General features: G+C 64.8%; 22 protein-coding genes and 1 pseudogene. 15 read left to right on the top strand and 8 right to left on the bottom strand.

Going from position 1 to position 20,656, the window contains the following annotated elements:
• Nucleotides 1-145 precede the first annotated feature (145 nt).
• The 3 genes from FJ471_RS20745 to FJ471_RS20735 form a co-directional block, all read right to left on the bottom strand.
• Nucleotides 146-1,459, bottom strand: coding sequence for a hypothetical protein (locus FJ471_RS20745; protein WP_140806613.1), 1,314 nt, complete (start codon nucleotides 1,457-1,459; stop codon nucleotides 146-148).
• A gap of 16 nt (nucleotides 1,460-1,475) precedes the next feature.
• On the bottom strand, nucleotides 1,476-1,691 hold the full coding sequence (locus FJ471_RS20740; RefSeq protein ID WP_140806612.1) for a hypothetical protein: 216 nt from the start codon (nucleotides 1,689-1,691) through the stop codon (nucleotides 1,476-1,478).
• A 160-nt stretch (nucleotides 1,692-1,851) separates the two neighbouring features.
• Entirely contained in the window at nucleotides 1,852-2,316 is a 465-nt protein-coding gene (locus FJ471_RS20735) for an isochorismatase family protein (RefSeq protein ID WP_246684776.1), read from the bottom strand.
• Nucleotides 2,317-2,320: 4 nt separating this feature from the next.
• On the opposite strand from FJ471_RS20735, the gene FJ471_RS35355 reads away from it, so the two are divergent.
• On the top strand, nucleotides 2,321-2,491 hold the full coding sequence (locus FJ471_RS35355) for a hypothetical protein (protein WP_246684775.1): 171 nt from the start codon (nucleotides 2,321-2,323) through the stop codon (nucleotides 2,489-2,491).
• Nucleotides 2,492-2,619: 128 nt separating this feature from the next.
• Nucleotides 2,620-3,609, top strand: coding sequence for a helix-turn-helix domain-containing protein (locus FJ471_RS20730; RefSeq protein ID WP_140806611.1), 990 nt, complete (start codon nucleotides 2,620-2,622; stop codon nucleotides 3,607-3,609).
• A 60-nt stretch (nucleotides 3,610-3,669) separates the two neighbouring features.
• On the opposite strand, the gene FJ471_RS20725 is transcribed toward FJ471_RS20730, so the two are convergent.
• Both FJ471_RS20725 and FJ471_RS20720 read right to left on the bottom strand, forming a co-directional pair.
• Nucleotides 3,670-4,230, bottom strand: coding sequence for a cytochrome b/b6 domain-containing protein (locus FJ471_RS20725; protein ID WP_140806610.1), 561 nt, complete (start codon nucleotides 4,228-4,230; stop codon nucleotides 3,670-3,672).
• Nucleotides 4,231-4,235: 5 nt separating this feature from the next.
• Nucleotides 4,236-4,502, bottom strand: coding sequence for a PepSY domain-containing protein (locus FJ471_RS20720; RefSeq protein ID WP_040989764.1), 267 nt, complete (start codon nucleotides 4,500-4,502; stop codon nucleotides 4,236-4,238).
• Nucleotides 4,503-4,663: 161 nt separating this feature from the next.
• Here FJ471_RS20720 and FJ471_RS20715 point away from each other — a divergent pair, with 161 nt between their 5' ends.
• Nucleotides 4,664-5,323 (top strand): response regulator transcription factor, encoded by a 660-nt coding sequence (locus FJ471_RS20715; protein ID WP_140806615.1) that lies wholly within the window; start codon nucleotides 4,664-4,666, stop codon nucleotides 5,321-5,323.
• Nucleotides 5,320-6,669, top strand: a complete 1,350-nt coding sequence (locus tag FJ471_RS20710; protein WP_140806609.1) for an ATP-binding protein — start codon at nucleotides 5,320-5,322, stop codon at nucleotides 6,667-6,669. The genes FJ471_RS20715 and FJ471_RS20710 overlap by 4 nt, the downstream gene beginning before the upstream one ends.
• Here FJ471_RS20710 and FJ471_RS20705 read toward each other — a convergent pair.
• Nucleotides 6,656-7,213 carry a sugar O-acetyltransferase gene (locus tag FJ471_RS20705; protein ID WP_140806608.1) on the bottom strand — a complete coding sequence of 186 codons (558 nt, stop codon included), beginning with the start codon at nucleotides 7,211-7,213 and terminating at the stop codon, nucleotides 6,656-6,658. The two genes, FJ471_RS20710 and FJ471_RS20705, sit on opposite strands and share 14 nt — an antisense overlap.
• A gap of 145 nt (nucleotides 7,214-7,358) precedes the next feature.
• On the opposite strand from FJ471_RS20705, the gene FJ471_RS20700 reads away from it, so the two are divergent.
• The 6 genes from FJ471_RS20700 (at nucleotide 7,359) to FJ471_RS20675 (ending at nucleotide 15,183) form a co-directional block, all read left to right on the top strand.
• Nucleotides 7,359-7,820: a DUF4126 domain-containing protein gene (locus tag FJ471_RS20700; protein WP_140806607.1), complete on the top strand. Its 462-nt coding sequence runs from the start codon at nucleotides 7,359-7,361 to the stop codon at nucleotides 7,818-7,820.
• On the top strand, nucleotides 7,817-9,193 hold the full coding sequence (locus FJ471_RS20695; protein ID WP_140806606.1) for an FAD-containing oxidoreductase: 1,377 nt from the start codon (nucleotides 7,817-7,819) through the stop codon (nucleotides 9,191-9,193). Before FJ471_RS20700 ends, FJ471_RS20695 begins: the two co-directional genes overlap by 4 nt.
• Nucleotides 9,194-9,407: 214 nt before the next feature.
• On the top strand, nucleotides 9,408-10,580 hold the full coding sequence (locus FJ471_RS20690; protein ID WP_140806605.1) for an MFS transporter: 1,173 nt from the start codon (nucleotides 9,408-9,410) through the stop codon (nucleotides 10,578-10,580).
• 163 nt (nucleotides 10,581-10,743) lie between these two features.
• Nucleotides 10,744-11,799, top strand: a complete 1,056-nt coding sequence (locus tag FJ471_RS20685) for a succinylglutamate desuccinylase/aspartoacylase family protein (protein WP_140806604.1) — start codon at nucleotides 10,744-10,746, stop codon at nucleotides 11,797-11,799.
• Nucleotides 11,800-12,038: 239 nt separating this feature from the next.
• Nucleotides 12,039-14,228, top strand: a complete 2,190-nt coding sequence (locus FJ471_RS20680) for an anthranilate synthase (RefSeq protein WP_140806603.1) — start codon at nucleotides 12,039-12,041, stop codon at nucleotides 14,226-14,228.
• Between the two features lie 13 nt (nucleotides 14,229-14,241).
• On the top strand, nucleotides 14,242-15,183 hold the full coding sequence (locus tag FJ471_RS20675; RefSeq protein WP_140806602.1) for a cation diffusion facilitator family transporter: 942 nt from the start codon (nucleotides 14,242-14,244) through the stop codon (nucleotides 15,181-15,183).
• Nucleotides 15,184-15,340: 157 nt separating this feature from the next.
• Here the strand turns inward: FJ471_RS20675 and FJ471_RS20670 are convergent, their stop codons facing one another.
• Nucleotides 15,341-16,438 carry a hypothetical protein gene (locus FJ471_RS20670; protein WP_140806601.1) on the bottom strand — a complete coding sequence of 366 codons (1,098 nt, stop codon included), beginning with the start codon at nucleotides 16,436-16,438 and terminating at the stop codon, nucleotides 15,341-15,343.
• Nucleotides 16,439-16,638: 200 nt separating this feature from the next.
• Between FJ471_RS20670 and FJ471_RS20665 the strand changes: the two genes are divergently transcribed.
• The 5 genes and pseudogenes from FJ471_RS20665 (at nucleotide 16,639) to FJ471_RS20645 (ending at nucleotide 19,665) form a co-directional block, all read left to right on the top strand.
• Nucleotides 16,639-17,073 (top strand): DsrE family protein, encoded by a 435-nt coding sequence (locus FJ471_RS20665; RefSeq protein ID WP_140806600.1) that lies wholly within the window; start codon nucleotides 16,639-16,641, stop codon nucleotides 17,071-17,073.
• A gap of 68 nt (nucleotides 17,074-17,141) precedes the next feature.
• Complete coding sequence (locus tag FJ471_RS20660; protein WP_140806599.1) at nucleotides 17,142-17,915, top strand: SDR family oxidoreductase; 774 nt, start codon at nucleotides 17,142-17,144, stop codon at nucleotides 17,913-17,915.
• 52 nt (nucleotides 17,916-17,967) lie between these two features.
• The gene (locus tag FJ471_RS20655; RefSeq protein WP_140806598.1) at nucleotides 17,968-18,279 is read left to right on the top strand and encodes a putative quinol monooxygenase; all 312 of its coding nucleotides are present in this window, start codon (nucleotides 17,968-17,970) and stop codon (nucleotides 18,277-18,279) included.
• Nucleotides 18,280-18,646: 367 nt separating this feature from the next.
• Nucleotides 18,647-18,757: pseudogene (locus FJ471_RS20650) on the top strand (AbrB family transcriptional regulator); the annotation flags it as partial.
• A gap of 155 nt (nucleotides 18,758-18,912) precedes the next feature.
• A complete protein-coding gene (locus FJ471_RS20645) occupies nucleotides 18,913-19,665 on the top strand; it encodes an SDR family NAD(P)-dependent oxidoreductase (RefSeq protein WP_140806614.1) in 753 nt (250 codons plus the stop codon).
• Between the two features lie 4 nt (nucleotides 19,666-19,669).
• Here FJ471_RS20645 and FJ471_RS20640 read toward each other — a convergent pair whose 3' ends face one another.
• On the bottom strand, nucleotides 19,670-20,557 hold the full coding sequence (locus tag FJ471_RS20640; protein ID WP_140806597.1) for a LysR family transcriptional regulator: 888 nt from the start codon (nucleotides 20,555-20,557) through the stop codon (nucleotides 19,670-19,672).
• Nucleotides 20,558-20,656: the final 99 nt, after the last annotated feature.

Below are 20,656 nucleotides of genomic sequence, written 5' to 3'. Positions count from 1 at the left end.
GGCGAACCGCTCTATCTCTTTGTTTTGACGCAATTCCGGACGGAAAACCGCTCACACTTTTCCTGGAATTGCTCTAAACATCCTTCGAGCTGGAAACGACCAAGGGCGCCGCCTCATCGCGGCGCCCTTTTTGCTTCGCCGGCTTTCACGCCACCGTGGGCGAGCCGAACTTCTTGATGCCGGCGACCGACATCGAAACGAACTGGTCGAGAATGGCGAAGAAGATATCCAGGCTGAAGCCGAACAGGAAAGCGAAGGTGAACAGGCTGAAGCCGATGCCGGTGACCTCGCCGCCGAGCTTGGTGCCGGGCGCCATGAACCAGGCGAGGATCATGCCGGCAAGCCCGCCGAGCGCGATGCGGTGGATGAGGCGCGACAGCGGCGGATTGGGCAGGAGCGGGTTCAGGATCATGCGCATGTGGAACATGATGCCGCCAAGTGCACCATAGAGCGCGGGCAGGATCCACAACGCATAGGGGCTGAGGACCTCGCTGAGCGTCTTGGCCTGCAGCGTCAGCGTCGAAATCGAATTCGGCGTGATTGTGATGACGCCTTCGCACTGCAGGTCGCGTGTCGCCTGGTCGAAATCCGCATTCACGTCTTCCGCCTGGCCGGCCGTGCCGGTGGCGCTGACGGCTTGCATGCCCCCTTGAATGTCGCCGTTGTTCTTGCAATCGAAATCCGACTGCTTGAGCGGCTGGCTGTTCTCTGCCCCGCCTTGCTGTTGCGCCAGCGCGATTTGCTGACCGCAGAATTGATCTATGGCCATCTGCCTGGGGTTCGAGAAATCTAGCGGCGCGCCAGCCTTGGCCGGCGAAGCCGAGAGCTTGCAATAGCCCCATTGCATGCCCCAGAGCGGAAACGGCGCCTCCTGCGTCATGAACCCCTGCGCCCGCGCCAGCAGCGAGGAAAAACGCTGGTCGAGCGAATGCAGGCTGTCGACGGAATTGTAGTAGGCGTCCTTCAGCAGCGTCAGATCGGTCGCCGACGCCTGCTGGGCGGTGGCCGAGCTCAATTGCTTCTTCGTCGCCCAGACCTGCCGGATCGACTGTCCGAACCGGGCGCTGAAATCGTTGTTGTCGATCTCCTGCAGTTCCGCGTTGATCGCAACGCCCCTGTTGTAGACATAGGTCAGCTTGCCGATGACGATCATCATCGTCACCGAGAGCGCGATGAGGAAATAGGTCGCGAGCGCGGTCCGCCGCGACATGTCGCCCGGCGACCAGCCGGTGCGCAGCGCTGCCAGGGTGGAAAACGGCACAGTGCTGGAGCAGTCGTTGAGCACCGTCTGGAGTTTGACGACCTCCGGCTGGCTTGCGGTCGCGTCATTGAGCTTTTCCGCATCGCCGATCGCGGCGAACAGGGCGCTGTCCTTGAACACGCCGTAGCGGCCATAGCCGGCAACCAGCTTGGCGTCGGCAAGCAAGCCGGAGACAAGAGGATCGTGGGATGCCGTCATCTCAGCCCCCCGACGACTAGCCCAGATAACCCGGCACGAAGCCATATTGCGACGGGCAGCCGCAGGGATAGCCGGGCGGCCCGGGCGGCTGCGCCCAGCACCAGAAGAATTGGGTGAAGCAGATCGTGCCTGGCGCGTGTGGCGGGACTTGCGCGAAGGCCGGCCAAGGCAGCAGCGCCGCGCCGACGGCGAGGGCCAGGACGACCATGGTTCGTGCAACGCGCGCCTTCAATCCAGCCCCCAAAGCCAACCGCGCTTACTCACATGCGCGGCGACTTTCCGAAAATACCGGAGCGACGTCCGTGAAATGGCTCACGCTCTTTCTGGGTATTGTCGCCAAAACAAAAAGGCGCCGTGTCTGGCGGCGCCTTTGCTGCTCGAAAGAAGCTCGGTCAGGCGGCGTTCCGCTGCAAGGCCCGCTGGTTCGACGCGTAGATCGTGTCGCGCTCCGGCAATGCGCCGGTCTTCAGGCAATCGATCCACTCGGCGGTCTTCAGCACCGCGGCGAAGCGTGACTGCAACACGACGCTCACCACCCGGTGTATGTCCTCGGCCGACGCGTAGCCGGCGCTGTTGGCATAGGGCACCGAGCCGCTGGCATCCGAAAGGAACTCGACGGCAAAGCCCATATGCACCGCGTGGATGATGGTCGAGAGATCGCAATTGTGGGTCATGTAGCCGACGACCGCGATCGTATCGATGGCGTTGGCGCGCAGCCAGGCCTCGAGATCCGTGCCGGTGAAGGCCGAAGGCAGCGTCTTTTCGACATAGTGATCGCGGCCGCGCCTGGCGATCTCGGCATGCAGCTCGCCGCCATGGCTGCCCTTGGCGAAGATCGGCGAGGTCTCGGGCGCCATCTGCTTGACGACGACGATTTTTGATGCCGGCCGCCGCGGCCGCGTCCATGGCGCGCGCAACGTTGGCGACGGTCTCGGCGAAGGGCGGGTGCTGGATGGCGAGATTGCCGCCATTGTAGTCGTTCTGCACATCGACGACGACAAGCGCGCGGCGCGGCTGGGTGGCGGGAGCTGACATAGCGGTTTTCCTTTCGACCGGGTTGATGGGTCAAAGCTAACCGGCCGCATCAGCGCCAGAAAGTGGCCCGATTGACATCATTCGAAAGAATTGGGACAATCGCCATTCAACCGGTGATGTCTGTCATGAACAATCCGATCGTTGCCGCCGTCGCCTTCGACGGCATCAGCCCGTTCCACCTCTCGGTGCCTTGCCTGGTGTTCGGCGCGGACCGCACCAAGCTTGGCCTGCCGCGCTTCGACTTCCGCGTCTGCGCGATGGAGGAAGGACCTGTGCATACCGATGCCGGGCTGAGCATCGTCGTGCCGCACGGACTCTCGGCGCTCGACGAGGCCGACATCGTCATCATCCCGAGTTGGAAGGATCTCGAGGCTCCCCTGGCCGCGCCGTTCGAGGAGGCGCTGCAACGCGCCCATCGGCGCGGCGCGCTGATCGTCGGCCTGTGCCTCGGCACCTTCGCCATCGCCGGCGCCGGATTGCTGGCCGGGCGCAAGGCAACGACCCACTGGGCCTATACGGACCGGTTGCAAGCGCTTCATCCCGACATCGCGATCGACGCCGACGTGCTCTATGTCGACGAGGGCGACATCATCACCTCCGCCGGCGTCGCCGCCGGGCTCGATTGCTGCCTGCACATCGTGCGCGCCCGCTATGGCGCGGAGGCCGCCCTTCGGCTTGCCCGCCACGTCGTGCTCTCGCCGCACCGGCAGGGCGGACAGGCGCAGTTCATCGAGCGCCCGCTTGCGCCGACACCGAACGCCGACCGGTTCACGCACGCTCTCGACCAGGTGCGGGCGACACTCCACGAACCGCACAGCCTCGACAGCGTCGCCGAGGCGGCCGGCCTCACGCGCCGCACCTTCACGCGCCGCTTCCAGAACTCGATCGGCACCAGTTTCGGCGACTGGCTCGCCGACCAGCGCGTCGCACTGGCGCAAAGGCTGCTGGAACAGACCGACAAGTCGATGGACATGGTGGCCTTCGAAGCCGGCTTCGGCAGCGCCACCTCGCTGCGCCAGCATTTCGCCGCGCGGCTCAGGACCTCGCCGCGGCAGTACCGGCGCGAGTTTTCGAGGCGGATCGATCAGGACGAGCGCATGGCGCGCGCCTCCTGAGATGGAACGGCAAAGGGCGCCGCATCGACGCGGCGCCCTTTGCATTCTCCAGCCTGCTTTTCAGGCAACGTCCTCCGGCGACGGCGCGTGCTTGCGGCCGGTGACCATCGCCCGAACCAGGTTCTCGCCATGGCGCAGGCTTGCCAGAACCACGCCGCCGACATGAAGCCCGATCAGCACCAGGATACCGTTGCCCAGAACCTTGTGCGCGTCCTCGACCCAGGCCACGCCCCACCAGGTGTCGGTGGTCTGCATCCAGCCGGTCAGCGCAATTCCCGCGATGCAAGTCACAAGCGCCAGCACCATGGCGCCGCCGGCAGGATTGTGGCCGAGATACCGCCTTTCACGGCCTCGCACCACGTCAGCGAGATACGAACGCACCGTGCGCGGCCCGCGCACGAACTGATCGAAGCGCGTATAGCCGGACCCGGCCAACCCCGCGATCAGGCGCGAGGCGATCAGGCCCCCGGCGCAATAGCCGGCCAATTCATGCACCTTCATGATTTCCCCGGAAGAAAGCCACGCCACCGCGACGCACAGAACCAGCGACCAGTGGAAGAGGCGAACATAGGGGCTCCAGACCCTGACGGAGGTTTCCTGCGCTGAAACGGTGGCGTTCATGCCGATCAACCGTCGTCGGAATCGGCGCCGACCGACTCGAGCGTCTTGGGATTGAACACGCCTTCCAGCCTCTTGCCGTTGGCGTCGACCGCTTTGGCTTCGTAGCAGCCGTTTTCGGTCTTGATGCTGCGGACCTTCCAGCCCTCTCCTTCGAGCTTCTTCTGCAACGCCTCGCGCGGCTGCCATTCGTTGGTTGGCACATCGCATCTGTCGCCGGCGAAAGCCGGGCCGGCTACAGTCAATGCAAGCGCGGTCAGGATCAAACCCTTCATGTCGATTTCTCCATCGGCCAATTCCGATGCTGGGGAACCTGGCTGTCGAAGCTGACAGCAACCTGAATGTTCTCTCCACCCAAAAGACCGCGGTTGGCTTTCATTCAGGCTGCTGTCAGTCTCGTGCCGCATGGGCCGGTCATTATCCGGCGGAGGCAACGATGCGGGTCCTGTTGATCGAAGACGATCGGGTGTTGGGGGAGGCTGTACGCGACCACGTCGCCGCCGATGGGCATGCCGTCGATTGGAGCGCCACCCTGGCGGAGGGCCGCGAGCACCTCCACGTCATTGCCTATGAACTCGTGCTGCTCGATCTGCACCTGCCGGACGGAAAAGGCATCGAGTTTCTGAAGGCGCTGCGACGCGAGAACAACGATACGCCGGTGATCATACTGACAGCGCGCGACCAGCTCTCCGATCGAATTGAGGGACTGAACTCCGGGGCCGACGACTACCTGGTGAAGCCGTTCGATCTCGGCGAGTTGTCCGCGCGCCTTGCCGCCGTGGCGCGGCGCTACGCCGGAAGCCCCAACCCCCTGATCCGCCTCGGACCGGTCGAAATCGACCAGGCTCGCCGCGTTGTTGTCATCAATGGCAAGGAAACGATGCTGACCAGCCGCGAATGGGCCGTGCTCGACCAGTTCCTGCGACGGCCCGGTATCACTGTCGGCAAGGCCCAGATCGAGGATGCGCTTTACGCCTTCGGCGCCGAGATCGAAAGCAACACGGTCGAAGTCTATGTCAGCCGCCTGCGAAAGAAGATCGGCCGCAATGCGATCACAACGGTCAGGGGGCTGGGTTACCGCCTGGCAGCTCCATGAGAATATTTGACAGCCTTGTCAGCCGCCTCGTTGTGGCGCTTATCGTGGTCACCGTCGCGTTCGGAGTGGTTGCGGCAGCCACCGGAAGCTACACGCTGCAGCGCGAGATCAACGAAGCCATGGACAGCTCGATGCAGGAAGCTGCACGAAGACTGCTGCCATTGGTCATCGACGATCTGTTCGAGCGTGACGAACCCCAATCTCCGCGCAGGCTTGCGGAAGCCGTTTCAGAAGATGACGGCGGGAGACTTGTCTTCCAGGTGCGCAACGGCGAAGGGCGCGTGCTCATGGGTTCCTACAGCGCGCCAGTCGAGCCGTTGACCCAGGGCCTTGCTCAAGGTTTCTCGGAACAAGCCGGCTGGCGCGTTTACACTGAACCGGCCGTCAGTGGCTCGCTCTTCGTCCAGGTCGCCGAGCGGGACGCCCACCGTAACGAGGAAACTCTCGAGGCAGCGACCGGCTTCCTGGTGCCGATGATCATCCTGACGCCGCTCAGCGCAATCGTCGCCTGGCTGTCCTTGGCGCACTCGCTCAGGCCGATAGCCGCGCTGCGCAACGAGATCAAGGCTCGTCACGGCGACCATCTCGCGCCCATTCGCACCGAGGACCTCCCGTCGGAGCTTGCCGCCATAGCCACCTCCGTCAACAGCTTGATGCAACGCCTCGATATGGCGCTTGATGCAGAGAAGGAGTTCACCGCGAATGCCGCGCATGAGTTGCGCACGCCCATCGCCGGCGCGCTCGCGCAGACCGAACGGCTGATCGCCGAAGCGACCGACGAGGCCGGTCGAAAGCGGCCGCATCAGATCAAGGCGGCGTTGTCCCACCTCGCCCGCCTGTCCGAGAAACTGATGCAATTGGCGCGCGCCGATGCCGGTATCGCCGCCGGCGGCAAGGCGAGCGATCTCGCTTCGGTCGCGGCTTTTGTGGTCAGCGACTTCGAACAGCACGGTGAAAATCACGGCCGCCTTCGCCTCGAAGCGCCTGCGAAAGGCAGGACGCAGGTTCCGATTGATCCCGACGCCCTGGCCATAGTCCTGCGCAATCTTATCGAGAATGCACTGCTGCACGGAGCTGAGAATACGCAGGTGGTCGTGCGTGTCGGCGATGACGTCGCGCTGAGCGTGATCAACGAAGGCCCGGTGGTCCCCGCCACGACCGATCTAGTCAAACGCTTCGAACGCGGCGCAACGCGCGCGGCGGGATCCGGCCTCGGGCTGGCGATCGTCAATCGGATTTTACAGCAGGTCGGTGCGACGCTGGTGCTGAACTCACCGGCGTCTGGCCAAAAGGATGGCTTTGAAGCGACGGTCCGGTTCCAACCGCCTGGCGTCAGCGCCGCGTGACCACCCGTGCCGGGTTGCCGACGACGGTGGTGTTCGCTGGCACGTCGCGGGTCACCACAGCGCCGGCGCCGACGATGGCGCCCTCGCCTATGCTGACGCCGGCAAGGATCACCGCGCTGCCGCCGATCCAGGCATTGTCGCCGATCGTCACGGGCCTGGCGACCTCCAGCCCGGCCAGCCGGCCGGAAGCTTCGCGATGATGCTCGGCACAGTAGATCTGCACATTGGGGCCAAGCAGCGTCCCCTTGCCGATGCGCACCGGCGCGGTGTCGAGGATGGTGCAGCCGGCGTTGAGGAAGACGCTATCGCCCAGGAACAGGTTGAAGCCATAGGCGCAATGGAACGGCGTCTCGATGCGCGCCCCCTCGCCCACGCCGCCAAGCAGCGCCCGCAAGGCGGGGCCCATATTGCCGCGCTGCCGGGGCGGCAGTCCGTTGTGCTCGAACACCGCATCGCGCGCGGCGACGCGCAGCGCCTCCAGCTCATCGTCGATGCAGGTGTACCATTCGCCCCCCGCCATCTTCATGCGCTCGCTCGTCGTCATGGCGACATCTCCAGATATCCTCTTCCGCCAAGCATAGTCGCCAAAGCATAATCGATTGTCAGACAAAAGCTCCGTGGCCAAACGCAAGGCTTATGCTAGCCTGCCATTGCGAGACCATGCGAGTGTCTCATTGAGGGGGTCGATCATGCTTTACATTCTTGCACTGCTGATAGGCGTCATTGCCGGCCTGCGCGCCATGACCGCGCCCGCCGCCGTCGCCTGGGGTTCTTATCTCGGCTGGCTTCCGGTCGCCGGCACCTGGGCTAGCTTTATGGGCCACTGGATCGCCGTCGGCATCTTCACCATCCTGGCCATCGTCGAATTGGTCACCGACCAGCTGCCGTCGACGCCGAGCCGCAAGGTGCCGCAGCAATTCGGCGCGCGCACCGTGACCGGCGCCTTCTCCGGCGCGGTGATCGGCGCCACGGCCGGCGCCACCATTGGCGGCCTGGTCGCCGGCGCCATCGGCGCGGTGATCGGCACGCTGGGCGGCGCCGAAGCGCGCGGCCGGCTCGCCGCCGTCTTCGGCATGGATCCGCCCGCCGCCTTCATCGAGGATGCAGTCGCCATCATCGGCGGCCTGCTGATCGTTGCGGCGGTCGCATGAGCGCTAAGAGCTTCGACGCCATCGTCATCGGCGCCGGCCAGGCCGGCCCGCCGCTCGTCGGCCGGCTCGAGTCCGCCGGCATGAAGGTCGCGCTGATCGAGCGCAAATTCATCGGCGGCACCTGCGTCAACACCGGCTGCATGCCGACCAAGACGATGGTGGCGAGCGCCTATGCCGCGCATCTCGCCCGCCGCGCCGCCGAGTACGGTGTCGCGCTCTCGGGCCCCGTCGGCGTGGATTACAAGCGCATCAAGGCGCGCAAGGACAAGGTCACCAACGACTCTCGCGGCAATCTTGAAAAATGGATCGCCGGCATGAAGGGCTGCACGCTCTATCGCGGCCACGCACGTTTCGTCACCGCCGACACGGTGCGCGTCGGCGACGAGCTGCTCACCGCGCCGAAGATCTTCCTCAACACCGGCGGCCGCGCCTCGGTGCCGAGCCTGCCGGGCGTCAACGACGTGCCCTATCTCACCAATTCCTCGATGATGGACCTCGATGTGCTGCCCAGCCATCTGATCGTCGTCGGCGGCAGCTACATCTCGCTCGAATTCGCGCAGATGTTCCGCCGGTTCGGCTCCGAGATTACGGTGATCGAGAAGGCGCCGCGGCTGACCGGCCGCGAGGACGAGGACACGTCAGCGGCCATCCTCTCCATCCTCGAGAACGAAGGCATCGCCGTCCATCTCGGCGCTGGCGACATCAGCTTTGCCAAACAAGGAAGTGACATTGCCGTCACCTTCGCCGCCAACAAGCCGGCGGCGGTCGGCTCGCATGTGCTGCTGGCGCTGGGTCGCACGCCCAACACCGACGACCTCGGCCTGGACAAAGCCGGCGTCGCGGTCGACCAGCGTGGCTTCGTCGTCGTCGACGACCAACTGCGCACCAACGTGCCCGGCATCTGGGCGATGGGCGACTGCAACGGCAGGGGCGCCTTCACCCATACCTCCTACAACGACTTCGAGGTCGTCGCCGCCAACCTGCTCGACAACGATCCGCGCAAGGTCAGCGACCGCATCGAAGCCTATGCGCTCTATATCGATCCGCCGCTCGGGCGCTGCGGCATGACGGAGGCCGCCGTGAAGAAATCCGGCCGCCGCGCGCTGGTCGGCCAGCGGCCGATGACCCGCGTCGGCCGCGCTGTCGAGAAGGGCGAGACGCAAGGCTTCATGAAGATCCTGGCAGATGCCGACACCGGCGAGATCCTCGGCTGCTCGGTGCTTGGGCCGGGCGGCGACGAGGCGATCCACTGCGTGCTCGACCTTATGTATGCCAAGGCGCCGATCTCGACGCTGGCGCGCGCCATGCACATCCATCCGACCGTCTCGGAGCTGCTGCCGACCATCGCCCAGGAGCTGAAGCCGCTGGTCTAAGCAGGATCAGGATGACGTTTCGTTGAATCACCATCCTGATCCAACTCTTTGTTGGAGCATGATCTTCCCCGAAAACCGGTTCCCACTTTTCGGGATCATGCCCTAGCGGCAGCGTTCTTCCGTTTCTGCATTGCTGCGTTGCAACAATGGCGCTTGTGCGCCGGGCATATCCGGAGCCAGTCTCGAATTTGAACCGATTCAGTCCGGACATCCCATGCCGCTGCCGATCCTAGCGCTCGCCATTGCATCCTTCTGCATCGGCACCACCGAATTCGTCATCATGGGCCTGTTGCCGGAAGTGGCGGCCGACCTCGGCGTCTCGATCCCGTCGGCTGGTCTTCTGGTCACCGGCTATGCGCTGGGCGTCGTCTTCGGCGCGCCGATCGTCGCCATGGCAACCGCCCGCCTGCCGCGCAAGCCCGTCCTTGTCGGCCTCGCCGCCCTCTTCGTCGTCGGCAATCTCTTCTGCGCCATCGCGCCGAACTACTGGCTCTTGATGGCGGCGCGTGTCTTCACCGCTTTCGGTCATGGCGCCTTCTTCGGCATCGGCTCGGTCGTTGCGGCGAGCCTCGTGCCGCGCAACAAGCGGGCAAGCGCCATCGCGCTGATGTTTGCCGGCCTGACGCTCTCCAACATCCTCGGCGTCCCCGCCGGCACGGCGCTCGGCGAGGCCTTCGGTTGGCGCGCCACGTTCCTCGCTGTCGTCAGCATCGGCCTGATCTCGGTCGCGGCCATCGCCTGGCTGGTGCCTTCGGACGTCGCGGAGCCCAGCGGCGGCGGCCTGGTGGGCGAACTGCGCGTCCTCGGCAAGCTGCAGGTCTGGCTGGCGATGCTGATCGCCTCGCTCGCCTCCGCCAGCCTGTTCGCGGTCTTCACCTACATCAAGCCTTACCTCACCGACGTCTCCGGCCTGTCGACGGCGACCGTCACCTGGGTGCTGCTCTTGTTCGGCGCCGGCATGACCATCGGCAACATCATCGGCGGCAGGCTGGCCGACTGGAAGCTGATGCCGACGGTGATCGCCACGCTGCTCGCCATGGCCCTGCTGTTCGTCATCTTCACCGAGCTCGGCGCCATCGCCAGCGTGGCCGTGGCCATCGTCTTCCTGTGGGGCATGCTGATCTTCATCGTCGTGCCGCCTTTGCAGATCCGTGTCGTCGAGGCGGCCGCCGAAGGTCCGAACCTGGCCGCCACGCTCAACCAGGGCGCCTTCAATGTCGGCAATGCCGGCGGCGCCTGGATCGGTGGCCTCGCCATCTCCTGGGGCGTGTCCTACGCCAACCTGCCGCTGGTGGGCGCGGCGCTGGCGCTTCTGGCCGTCGCGGTGGCCGTGCTGTCGCAGGCGCTCGACCGCCGGACGATCCTGCAGCCGCAGCCGGCTGAATAAGGCTCGGCGTCTTCGCCGTAGCAGGCTCGGCGTCTTCGCCGTAGCCAGGCTCGGCGTCTTCGCCGTAGCGGGCAGTTGCCCCACGGCACGGCCCGGGCTGGAACCACTCGACATCCCTGCCGCAAACATGCATTTGGGTGGCCTCTTCATTCGGAGGCCCCCCATGCAGAAGACGATCGAGCGCATCGCCGGCGACGCCGAAGGCACCGTCTACGAATTTCCGGTCTTGCGCTTCGAGGGCAAGGACAAGGCGGCTCCCTCCGCCTACCTGCAGGCGGCGCTGCATGCCGGCGAGCTACCGGGCGTCGTCGCCATCGACGCGCTGATGCCGATGCTTGCTAAGGCCGAGGTCGAGGGCCGCATCAGGGGTCCGATCACCATCGTGCCCTGGGCCAACCCGATCGGCCGCGCGCAATATCATTTCGGCGAGCACCAGGGCCGTTTCCACCTCGGCACGAGGACCAACTTCAACCGCGGCTTCCCGCTGCTTGCGGCGCCTGAGACCAGGCTTTTGCCGGATACGACGCTTGGCGGCGCCGACCAGCGGCTCAAGACGCGGCTGGTGCAGCTCTCGCTCGGCAGCGATATCGTGCTCGATCTCCACTGCGATGACGAAGGTCTCGCCTATCTCTACATCCACACCAGCCTGTGGCCGCATATGGCCGACTGCGCCGCCGCCATGGGCATCGACGCGGTGGTGCTGTGGAGCGAGGACACGGACGGAACGTTCGAAGGCGCCTCGATCATGCCCTACCAGAACGTGCCGACGAGCGTTGCGCGCTTCGACAAGCGTGCTGTCACCACGGTCGAATATCGCGGCATACTCGACGTCGACGCCGCGCTGGCGGCCTCGGATGCCGAAGGGCTCTACCGGCTGCTGGTGACGCGCGGCGTCATCCAGGATCCGTCGGTCCGGAAATTCGAGACGTTTGCCGGTCCCGTCGTGCCGCTGGAAAACATCGACATGATGCCGGCGCCCAGGGCGGGCGCGATCCTCTACGACGTCAAGCCCGGCGACCGCGTCAAGAAGGGCGACCGTTTGGCGACGATCGTCCATGCGCCCGGCGAGATCGGCGGCCGCACGGAAGTCTTCGCGCCGCAGGCGGGCGTCATCCTGACCCGCCGCTCGCGCCGCATCATCCGCGCCGGCGAGGATCTGTTGAAGCTGGCGGGCGACAAGAAGAGCGGCGACGCGCGCTCCGGCACGCTGGAGGATTGAGGGCCATGCGGGCCTCGGCGTCCGCGTGAAATCCAGTTGCGCCGGCCTCCATTCGCCGCTATGGGAGTCGCCATGAACATGCGTTCGAACAAGACCATTTGGTGGTGGGCTCGCTGACAGCGGCCGGTTCGTGCGTGTGCGCGTGAAAGAAAGGGTGGCCGCAGCGGAATGTCCGGGCGGCCATTTGTTTTTTAACGCCATTCCCGGGTCCGTTGCCCAAAACGCTGATGGAGACGGCAATGACGACTAAAGTTCTGGACAACGGGGCCGAGCGCTTCGTTACCGCGGGCGGCGTGACGATCACGCGCGAGCGGCACGACAGACCCTATGAAGGCGCGATCGATGCCTATGTCGATGGCCTGAATTCGCGCCGCGGCGCGGTGTTTTCCTCCAACTACGAATATCCGGGCCGCTACACGCGCTGGGATACGGCCATCATCGATCCACCGCTGGTGATCTCCGCGCGGGGCCGCACGATGCGCATCGAAGCACTGAACAAGCGCGGCGAAGCGTTGCTGCCGGTGATCGGCAAGGCGCTTGGCGAGCTCGGCGAAGTGACGATCGCCGAGACCTCGAAGACGCTCATCCGACTCGATGTGGCGAAACCCGGCCGCGTCTTCACCGAGGAGGAGCGCAGCCGCGTTCCGTCCGTGTTTACCGTGCTGCGCGCCATCACCGCTTTGTTCAAGACCGCCGAGGACGCCAATCTCGGCCTTTACGGCGCCTTCGGCTACGACCTCGCCTTCCAGTTCGACCCGGTCGAGCACAAGCTCGAGCGCAGAGAAAGCCAGCGCGACCTCGTGCTGTTCCTGCCCGACGAGATCCTCGTCGTCGACCATTATTCGACCAAGGCCTGGACCGACCGCTACGACTATTCCGGCGAGGGTTTTTCGACCGAAGGCCTGGCCCGCGACGCCCATGCAGAACCGTTCAAGACCGCCGACCGCATCCCGCCGCGCGGCGACCACGAGCCGGGCGAATACGCCAACCTGGTGCGGCGCGCCATGGAGAGCTTCAAGCGCGGCGACCTGTTCGAAGTCGTGCCTGGACAGATGTTCTACGAGCGCTGCGAGACCCAGCCCTCCGACATTTCGCGCAAGCTGAAATCGATCAACCCCTCCCCCTATTCCTTCTTCATAAATCTCGGCGAAAACGAATATCTGATCGGCGCCTCGCCGGAGATGTTCGTGCGTGTCAACGGCCGCCGCGTCGAGACCTGCCCGATCTCGGGCACCATCAAGCGCGGCGACGACGCCATTTCCGACAGCGAGCAGATCCTGAAGCTGCTCAACTCGAAGAAGGACGAGTCCGAGCTCACCATGTGCTCGGACGTCGACCGCAACGACAAGTCGCGCGTCTGCGAGCCGGGCTCCGTGCGTGTCATCGGTCGCCGCCAGATCGAGATGTATTCGCGCCTGATCCACACCGTCGACCACATCGAGGGGCGGCTGCGCGAAGGCATGGACGCTTTCGACGCGTTTTTGTCGCACGCCTGGGCGGTCACCGTCACCGGCGCGCCGAAACTGTGGGCCATGCGCTTCATCGAGCAGAACGAGAAGAGCCCGCGCGCCTGGTATGGCGGCGCCATCGGCATGGTCAACTTCAACGGCGACATGAACACCGGACTGACCTTGCGCACCATCCGCATCAAGGACGGCATCGCCGAGGTGCGCGCCGGCGCAACGCTGCTTTTCGACAGCATCCCCGAGGAAGAAGAAGCCGAAACCGAACTGAAGGCATCCGCCATGCTCTCCGCCATCCGCGACGCCAAGACCGGCAACGCCACCGGAACCGAGCGCACCACCGCGCGCGTCGGCGACGGCGTCAACATCCTGCTGGTCGATCATGAGGACAGTTTCGTCCACACGCTTGCCAACTACTTCCGCCAGACCGGCGCCAATGTCTCCACGGTGCGCTCGCCGGTACCGGAAGAAGTCTTCGAGCGGCTGAAGCCCGATCTCGTCGTGCTGTCGCCCGGCCCGGGCACGCCGACGGACTTCGATTGCGCCGCCACCATCAGACGAGCGCGCAGCCGCGACCTGCCGATCTTCGGCGTCTGCCTCGGCCTGCAGGCGCTGGCCGAGGCCTATGGCGGTGAGCTCAGGCAGTTGCACATCCCCATGCATGGCAAGCCGTCGCGCATCCGCGTTTCGAAGCCCGGCATCATCTTCTCAGGGCTGCCGAAGGAAGTGACCGTCGGTCGCTACCACTCGATCTTCGCCGACCCGGTGCGCCTGCCCGACGGTTTCGTGGTCACCGCCGAGACCGAGGACGGCATCATCATGGCCTTCGAGCATCGCAAGGAGCCGATCGCCGCGGTCCAGTTCCATCCGGAATCGATCATGACGCTCGGGCACAATGCCGGCATGCGCATCATCGAGAACATCGTTGCGCACCTGCCGCGCAAAGCCAAGGAAAAGGCCGCCTAGGCGGCGTCCAGGGATGAACGCGGCAATGACGACGGCGCAAGCAAAGGCGGCGGCCAGGCAAAAGGTCGCCAGCCTTGCGTTCTGGTCGATCGTCGTCGCCGGCGTCGTGCTCGCCCTCAAGGTTGTCGCCTGGTACATCACCGGTTCGGTCGCGCTCTATTCGGACGCGGCGGAATCGATCGTCAACGTCATCGCGTCGGCCGCCGCTTTCTGGGCGATCCAGGTCAGCTACAAGCCCGCCGATCAGGACCATCCCTTCGGCCATCACAAGGCCGAATATTTCTCGGCCGTGCTCGAAGGGGTGCTGATCGTCGTCGCCGCGCTCCTGATCATCAGCGAGGTCTGGCGATCCTGGCAGCAGCCGGCGCCGCTCGAGCAGCCTTGGCAGGGCCTTGCCGTCAACGGCGTCGCGACAGTCATCAACGCCATCTGGGCCTGGATGCTGATCAGCGCCGGGCGGAACGCGAAATCGCCCGCCTTGACCGCCGATGGCCAGCACATCATGACCGACGTCGTGACGTCCGTCGGCGTGCTCGGCGGCCTTGTCGGCGCGGTGCTGACCGGCTGGCAGATCCTCGACCCCGCGCTTGCCGTGATCGTGGCGCTCAACATCCTGTGGCAAGGCTGGCATGTCATCGGCTCGTCGATGAACGGACTGATGGACCGCGCCGTCGACACCCAGGAGCACATGCAGATCCGCGACATCATCTCGGCCAACTCGAAGGGCGCGCTCGAGGTGCATGACCTCAAGACCCGCATCGCCGGACGCGCCACCTTCATCGAGTTCCACCTCGTCGTCGACGCCGACATGACGGTCGGCGCCAGCCATGTCATCTGCGACCGCATCGAGGACGCGCTGAAGGCCGAGATCCCCTCGGTGCTCGTCACCATCCATGTCGAGCCGGACGACGAGGCCAAGCTGCCGAAAGGCACGACCGCGGTGCCTTTCGCCTGATCAAAGCTTGGCTCCAAGGTCTGGCGAGATTCAGGTCAGGCCGAGCCGAGAACGGCTGCTTCCGAGAACCGGAGCGGAGCGTACTTGAAGTACGTGAGCACCGGAAGCGCAGGAAGCCGCCTTTCGCAGGCCGGCCTCACCTGAATATCGCCAGACCTTAAGGTGCGCAGGCCGACTGCGGCATAGGCTGCAGCCGATAGACCTTGTCGTCGGACTTCGTCTTGCCGTTCGCCTTCGAGCAGAGATCGACGACCGCCACCGCATTGTTGGGGTTCGCGACCATGATCGTGCCGTTGGCGCCGCGCTTGAGGAAAATCTCCTTCTGCGAGACGTCGCAGGAAAAATCGCTCATCTTCGCACTGGCCGAGCAGCGCCACTGGTCGGCCTCGCCCTGGCAGGAATAGGTCTGCGTGATCTTCTTCCCGTTCTGCCTCGTCGTCACCGAAACGGCGATATCCGCCCCGTCGGGCCAGCTTGCGGCATCGCCGCCGGCGGCGAAGGCGGCGAGCTCGATCGGGCCGCGGAAGACGCGGATCGATTGCGTCAGCTGGTTGGGGTGCGACTTCAGATGCGCATCGTCATAGTCGCGCCCGAAGCAGAAGGGCTGATCGGGCTTCAGCCGCACCCGCAGCGGGTCGCCCAGCGCCGGATCGATCGGGTCGATGCGCGCGAACTCGGCCTTGCAGCTATCGGCCGGCATCGGATCAAGCTTGAAATTGTCGTCCTCGCTGCCCAGCGCCTGCTTGTTGTACTCCGCCTTGCTCATCGACTCCGACGCGTCGGGATCGAGATAGACGTCCGACGACAGGCCAGACAGAAGCAGCTTTCCCTTGTCGTCGATCTTCAGCGAGGCAAGCGTGCGGTCGCAATCCATGCCGCAACGGATGCCGCTCGTCGGATCGCTCGGGTCGTTCTTGTTGCACCAACTGCTCGCCCATTCCGGCTTCTTGGCGCCGCGCACCGTGGTGGTGAGGAAGCCATTATAGGAATTATCCTGGTTTGCGGCGGGTTCTTCATTTGGCCGGCTGACCGGGTCATGGCCGTAGAAGAAGAAGATGCGCCCCACCTTCTGGTGCGGATGCGCCTTGAGATGGGCGGCATCGTAGACACGACCGAAGCAGGCGTCGGCACCGTTGGGGCTGAGCTCCTTAAGGCTGAGAGCATTGTCGGCGCGCGCCGCACCGGCAAAAGCAGCAAGCACGGCGCAGAACAGGGCGCCCGCCATGGTCCTCGCTACCATGGTCCTCGATGTCATATGATCCTCCTCCCCCCGACAGGACCGGGATATGCTAGAGCAATTCCAGGAAAAGTGTGAGCGGTTTTCCGTCCGGAATTGCGTCAAAACAAGGAGATAGAGCGGTGCGCCGTTTCCATGAAACGGTGAAATGCACTAGTCTAGGAGTGCCGCCCGGACCATGCAAAATCATGCGAGGCGGCGAAGCAACGGAGGACAGGATGCTGCGCCGTGACATTTTTCGCGCCGGTCTTGCCGGCGCCGCGGGCCTTTTCGGCTTGAGCCGGGCAAACGCGGCAACGGATGAGGGACGGCTGAAGGTCGCCTATCACCTCAGCGATGCCGACAAGGTCAACTTCGTCCTCGGCAACATCAAGAACCACTACGAAGGCACCGGCGGCAATGTCGACATCGTGCTTGTGGTGCACGGTCCGGCTCTGGCCGCCTTCAAGTCCAAGGCCGCTTCCGGCGCTGTTTCCAGCCGCTTTGCCGGCCTTGTCCAGCAGGGCCTTGTCCCGCAAGCCTGTGGCAACACCTTGCATGGCATGGACATCACGCTGACCGACCTGCTGGCGGGCTTCGAGCTTGCCGAGAAAGGCGGCGTCGTGAAGCTCGCCGAACTGCAGCACCAGGGCTATGTCTATCTCAGGCCCTGAAATCGGGCATACTTGAACGGCAGGCCGGCAATGGCCTACGAAGGATGGTTACCCGGAGGCCGACCGACATGACGACATTTGCCATCCCCGATCTTGCCGGCAAGGCCGTCCTGGTCACCGGCGCCTCGACCGGCATAGGTGCCGCGCTTGCCCGTGCCTATGCCGAACAGAAATGCCGCGTCGCGCTGCATTACAACGCAAGCCGCGCTGCCGCCGAAACCGTGGCCAGAACCATCCGCGACGATGGCGGCGAGGTGTTTCTGGTCCAGGGCGATTTTTCGATACCTGCCGACGTCGAACGCGTCGTCGAGGAGAGCGCAAACCATTTCGGCCGGCTCGATGGCCTGGTCAACAATGCCGGCGGCATGCTTGGCCGCGTCGCCTATGCCAACCAGGACGAAGCGCATTACGATGCGGTGATGGACCTCAACGCGCGCTCTGTCCTGACCGCCTCGCGCAAGGCGATACCGTGGCTGAAGCGCCAGGGCGGCTTCATCATCAACACCACCTCGATCGCCGCCCGCAACGGCGCCGGCGGTGGCGCCGGCCTCTATGGTTCGTCCAAGGCCTTCGTCTCCAACGTGACGCGCGGCATGGCCAAGGAGCTGATCGGCTTCGGCATCCGCGTCAACGCCGTGGCGCCCGGCACCATTTTGACGCCCTTCCACGAACGCTATTCGAGCGCCGAGCAGATCAAGGCCATGGTCGCCACCATTCCTCAAGGGCGCGCCGGAACGCCCGAGGATTGCGTCGGCGCCTATCTGTTCCTGTCGTCCGACCTTTTGAGCGGCTACATCATCGGCCAGGTGATCGAGGTCAATGGTGGCCAGTTGATGCCGTGAGCGGTCGACTGCATACTCGACTGAGCGTGCAACCTGGAGGGAGATCAAGGGCATGTACGGACTGATCGGCAAGATGCGGGCGGCGCGCGGCCAGCGCGATGCGGTCATGGACGTGCTGCGCGAAAGCACCGGCGCGCTCCCCGGCTGCCTGAGCTACATCATCGCCGTCGATCCGGTCGACGCCGACGCGATCTGGGTCACCGAGGTGTGGACCGACCAGGCAAGCCACAAGGCCTCGCTGCAGCTGCCTGAAGTCCAGGCCGCGATCGCGAGGGCTCGCCCCTTCATCGCGGGCTTCGAATTCCAGGTCGAAACCCGCCCGGTCGGCGGCTTTGGACTTCCATCGCCCGAAAAGGTCGGTTGACCTCCTCGAACTCTCGACACTCGCCGAGCCGGGTCGCGGCTCTGCGACATCGCCATTGTCGGTAGACCTCCAGGGCACCCGCTCGCGCCTGTTGCATCTCGGCAGCAACGGCCTCGTATTGTCTCGCAAGACCGCGATTTTGCCGCTCACCGTCGTCATTTGACGACTGGCCATTCAGGCCTATCCAGGCAGGATAACCCCGAAAGAGCACTTGAAACGGGCGGGGGGCGCTTGGTTTCGACTTTGAAGCTCTTCATGCGAGCGGCCGCTTGGGTGCGCCGTTCCTGTCATCGTTTCCATTTTTCCCGCTATCCCCCTTCCTGGACGGCACCAGCCTCCGCCCAGGTTCTCCTTGGCCGGAGATCCGCAGAACGTCGACATCTCCTTCGTCATGGCGCTGCAGTCGGCGCGCTTCCTGGTGGTGCTGCTCATTGGGCCAAGCGTAGCCAAGCTGGTGGCGCGAAACGTCAGGGCCTGATCCGGGCTATCCAGTGCCCGAAGCAATTCCAGGAAAGTGTTCGGCGGTTTTCCATCCGGAATTGCGTAAAAACAGAAAATTAGAGCAGGTCAGCAATCCTGTCGGGATGCTGAATTGCTCTAGGCAAACAAGGGGAATTGCCTATGAGCCGCCGTTTGAACGCCGTCGATCTGTCTGGCCGCGTCGCCGTGGTGACCGGCGGCGCGCAAGGCATCGGCCTTGCGGTCGCGCGACGCCTGTTGTCGTCGGGTGCGGGCGTCGCCATCTGGGACGTCGACCATGCCGCGATGGCCAGGGCCGTCGCCGACCTCGCTTCGCCCGGCCGGGTGGAGGCCATCCTGTGCGACCAGTCGCAGATCGAGGCCGTCGATCGCGCCGCCAGCCAGACCGAGCGGACACTCGGTCCCGTCGATCTCCTCGTCAACAATGCCGGCATTGCCGGGCCGGCGGCGACCGTGGTGGATTACGACCCCGCCGCCTGGCGGCAGATCGTCGATATCGACCTCAACGGCGTCTTCTACTGCTGCAAGCGCCTGGTGCCTGGCATGGTCGCGCGCAACTACGGCCGCATCGTCAACATCTCTTCAGTGGCCGGCAAGGAAGGCAATCCGAATGCCGCCGCCTATTCCGCTGCAAAAGCCGGCGTGCTGGCCTTGACCAAGTCGCTCGGCAAGGAGCTTGCCGGCCAGGACATCGCCGTCAACGCGCTGACGCCTTCGCCCGCCCGCACCCGCATCCTTGAACAGCTCACCGAAGCTCAGGTCGCCTATATGCTCGGCAAAGTGCCGCGCGGCCGCTTCGTCGAGATCGAAGAGGCCGCCGCCATGGTCATCTTCATGCTGTCGGACGAGAATTCCTTCACCACCGGCGCGACCTTCGACCTCTCGGGCGGACGCACGACCTACTGAAGACCTATCGCCCGACCGCAAGCCGCTCGGGCAGGAAATCGACGAAGACGCGGACCTTTGGCGAGAGGTGGCGATTGGACGGCCACAGCATGCGGAACTGGCCGCGGCCGTCCACATGGTCTTCGAGCACGGTGCGCAGCCTGCCGTCATGCAGCGCCTCGCGCACCAGGAAATCGGGCATGCAGGCGATGCCGAGACCGGCAAGCGTCGCGCCCTTCAGCGCCTCCATGTTGTTGCAGGTCAGCATCGAGCGGATCTGCGGCGCGGCGCTTCCGGTGATGAACGGCCAGTTGAGCAGCCGGCCGCTGTTGAGAAAGCGGAAATGAATGCCGAAATGCGCCGCCAGATCCGCCGGCGTGCCGGGCGTGCCATGCCGATCGAGATAGGACGAGGCGGCGCACAAGATCATGCGAAAGGGCGCAACCGGCCTCGACACCAGCCGTGAATCGGGTAGCTCGCCGCTGCGGATCGCGACGTCGATGCCCTCTTCGATGACGTCGACGATGCGATCGTTGAAATCGATGTCGAGCTCGATCTCCGGGTATCGCGCCATGAACTCCGACAGCACCGGCAAAAGCAGGTGATAGGTGACGATCGGGGTCGAGATGCGTAGCCGGCCATGCGGCGTTTCACGCGTCCGCGACAGCATCGCCTCCGCGTCGTCGATATCGTCGAGGATGCGGCGCACCCGTTCGTTGAACAGCTTTCCCTCCTCCGTCAGGCCTATTCGTCGCGTGCTGCGCTGCAGGAGCCGCACGCCGAGCTCGTGCTCGAGCCGGGCGACGCTCTTGCCGACGGCCGAGGCGGAGATGCCGAGCGCCCGTCCGGCGGCGACGAAACTGCCGAGCTCGGCGGTGCGGGCGAAAGCCAGAAGGCCGTTGAGACGATCCATGGCGTAGGACCTATTCGAGCGTTTTAGTCCGAGATGATCGGATATCTAATACCATTTTGCCGGAAATGTCGCCGCCCTATCTTGTCGTTGCGATCGGCG

It is taken from the genome of Mesorhizobium sp. B2-7-1 (assembly GCF_006440735.1).
Classification (GTDB): Bacteria; Pseudomonadota; Alphaproteobacteria; order Rhizobiales; family Rhizobiaceae; genus Mesorhizobium.
This window is presented reverse-complemented; position numbering and strand designations above follow the sequence as displayed.